Annotated in this window: 1 rRNA gene; it reads right to left on the bottom strand. The window is 50.8% G+C overall.

The annotated features are described in order from the left end of the window. Positions 1-49 precede the first annotated feature (49 nt). Positions 50-2,978: ribosomal RNA gene (locus H9632_RS18580) — 23S ribosomal RNA — on the bottom strand. Between the last annotated feature and the right edge of the window lie 95 nt (positions 2,979-3,073).

The following is a 3,073-nucleotide window of genomic DNA, read 5'->3' as shown; positions in this document are numbered from 1 at the left end:
TCATTCTTTCAAAACTGGATAAACGTTTCATTGAGTTGTGCAATAAAATGTGGTTAAGTCCTCGACCGATTAGTATTCGTCAGCTACATGCGTCACCGCACTTCCACCTCGAACCTATCTACCTGATCGTCTTTCAGGGGTCTTACTTACTTGCGTAATGGGAAATCTCATCTTGAGGGGGGCTTCATGCTTAGATGCTTTCAGCACTTATCCCGTCCACACATAGCTACCCAGCGATGCCTTTGGCAAGACAACTGGTACACCAGCGGTGTGTCCATCCCGGTCCTCTCGTACTAAGGACAGCTCCTCTCAAATTTCCTACGCCCACGACGGATAGGGACCGAACTGTCTCACGACGTTCTGAACCCAGCTCGCGTACCGCTTTAATGGGCGAACAGCCCAACCCTTGGGACCGACTACAGCCCCAGGATGCGATGAGCCGACATCGAGGTGCCAAACCTCCCCGTCGATGTGGACTCTTGGGGGAGATAAGCCTGTTATCCCCGGGGTAGCTTTTATCCGTTGAGCGATGGCCCTTCCATGCGGAACCACCGGATCACTAAGCCCGTCTTTCGACCCTGCTCGACTTGTAGGTCTCGCAGTCAAGCTCCCTTATGCCTTTACACTCTTCGAATGATTTCCAACCATTCTGAGGGAACCTTTGGGCGCCTCCGTTACTCTTTAGGAGGCGACCGCCCCAGTCAAACTGTCCGCCTGACACTGTCTCCTACCCCGCTAAGGGGCATGGGTTAGAAGTTCAATACAACCAGGGTAGTATCCCACCGACGCCTCCTCCGAAGCTGGCGCTCCGGGATCTCTGGCTCCTACCTATCCTGTACAAGTTGTACCAAAATTCAATATCAGGCTACAGTAAAGCTCCACGGGGTCTTTCCGTCCTGTCGCGGGTAACCTGCATCTTCACAGGTACTATAATTTCACCGAGTCTCTCGTTGAGACAGTGCCCAGATCGTTACGCCTTTCGTGCGGGTCGGAACTTACCCGACAAGGAATTTCGCTACCTTAGGACCGTTATAGTTACGGCCGCCGTTTACTGGGGCTTCAATTCACAGCTTCGCTTGCGCTAACCGCTCCTCTTAACCTTCCAGCACCGGGCAGGCGTCAGCCCCTATACGTCACCTTACGGTTTTGCAGAGACCTGTGTTTTTGCTAAACAGTCGCCTGGGCCTATTCACTGCGGCTTCTCTAGGCTATGCACCCAAAGAAGCACCCCTTCTCCCGAAGTTACGGGGTCATTTTGCCGAGTTCCTTAACGAGAGTTCTCTCGCACACCTTAGGATTCTCTCCTCGACTACCTGTGTCGGTTTGCGGTACGGGCACCTCTCACCTCGATAGAGGCTTTTCTTGGCAGTGTGAAATCAGGAACTTCGCTCTAAAGAGCTCGTCATCACAGCTCAACGTTATAGTATGCGGATTTGCCTACATACACGCCTTACTGCTTGAACACGCGCAACCAACGGCGTGCTTACCCTATCCTACTGCGTCCCCCCATTTCTCAAACGGTGAGGAGGTGGTACAGGAATATCAACCTGTTGTCCATCGCCTACGCCTATCGGCCTCGGCTTAGGTCCCGACTAACCCTGAGCGGACGAGCCTTCCTCAGGAAACCTTAGTCATACGGTGCATGGGATTCTCACCCATGTTTCGCTACTCATACCGGCATTCTCACTTCTAATCGCTCCACCAGTCCTTCCGGTCTGACTTCAACGCAATTAGAACGCTCTCCTACCACGCATACTCAAAGTATGCATCCACAGCTTCGGTGAATCGTTTAGCCCCGATACATTTTCGGCGCAGCGTCACTCGACCAGTGAGCTATTACGCACTCTTTAAATGATGGCTGCTTCTAAGCCAACATCCTGGTTGTCTAAGCAACGCCACATCCTTTTCCACTTAACGATTACTTTGGGACCTTAGCTGGTGGTCTGGGCTGTTTCCCTCTTGACTACGGATCTTATCACTCGCAGTCTGACTCCCGTGTATAAATATCCGGCATTCGGAGTTTGTCTGAATTCGGTAAAGCGAGATGCCCCCCTAGTCCAAACAGTGCTCTACCTCCGGTATTCTCAATCACGAGGCTAGCCCTAAAGCTATTTCGGAGAGAACCAGCTATCTCCAGGTTCGATTGGAATTTCTCCGCTACCCACACCTCATCCCCGCACTTTTCAACGTGCGTGGGTTCGGGCCTCCAGTGAGTGTTACCTCACCTTCACCCTGGACATGGGTAGATCACCTGGTTTCGGGTCTACGACCACGTACTAATTCGCCCTATTCAGACTCGCTTTCGCTGCGGCTCCGTCTTCTCAACTTAACCTCGCACGTAATCGTAACTCGCCGGTTCATTCTACAAAAGGCACGCTATCACCCATTAACGGGCTCTAACTACTTGTAGGCACACGGTTTCAGGATCTATTTCACTCCCCTTCCGGGGTGCTTTTCACCTTTCCCTCACGGTACTGGTTCACTATCGGTCACTAGGTAGTATTTAGCCTTGGGAGATGGTCCTCCCGGATTCCGACGGAATTTCACGTGTTCCGCCGTACTCAGGATACACTCTGGAGGGAATGAACTTTTGACTACAGGGCTTTTACCTTGTTTCGCGGACCTTTCCAAGTCGCTTCGTCTAACTCATTCTTTTGTAACTCCGTATAGAGTGTCCTACAACCCCAAAGAGCAAGCTCTTTGGTTTGGGCTCTTCCCGTTTCGCTCGCCGCTACTCAGGGAATCGAATTTTCTTTCTGTTCCTGCAGGTACTTAGATGTTTCAGTTCCCTGCGTCTGTCCTCATCACGCTATGTATTCACGTGTAGATACTATCCGATTAAAGATAGTGGGTTCCCCCATTCGGAAATCCCCGGATCAAAGCTTACTTACAGCTCCCCGAGGCATATCGGTGTTAGTGCCGTCCTTCATCGACTCCTAGTGCCAAGGCATCCACCGTGCGCCCTTATTAACTTAACCAAAAGTTAACACTTAGATAAAATCTAAGATTTAAGTTTACACGTCAATTGCTTGACTTGTTACATTTCTATAAAATAGAAATTTGTTTTATTGCT

This window comes from Solibacillus merdavium (assembly GCF_014836935.1).
GTDB lineage: Bacteria > Bacillota > Bacilli > Bacillales_A > Planococcaceae > Solibacillus > Solibacillus ferritrahens.
This window is presented reverse-complemented; position numbering and strand designations above follow the sequence as displayed.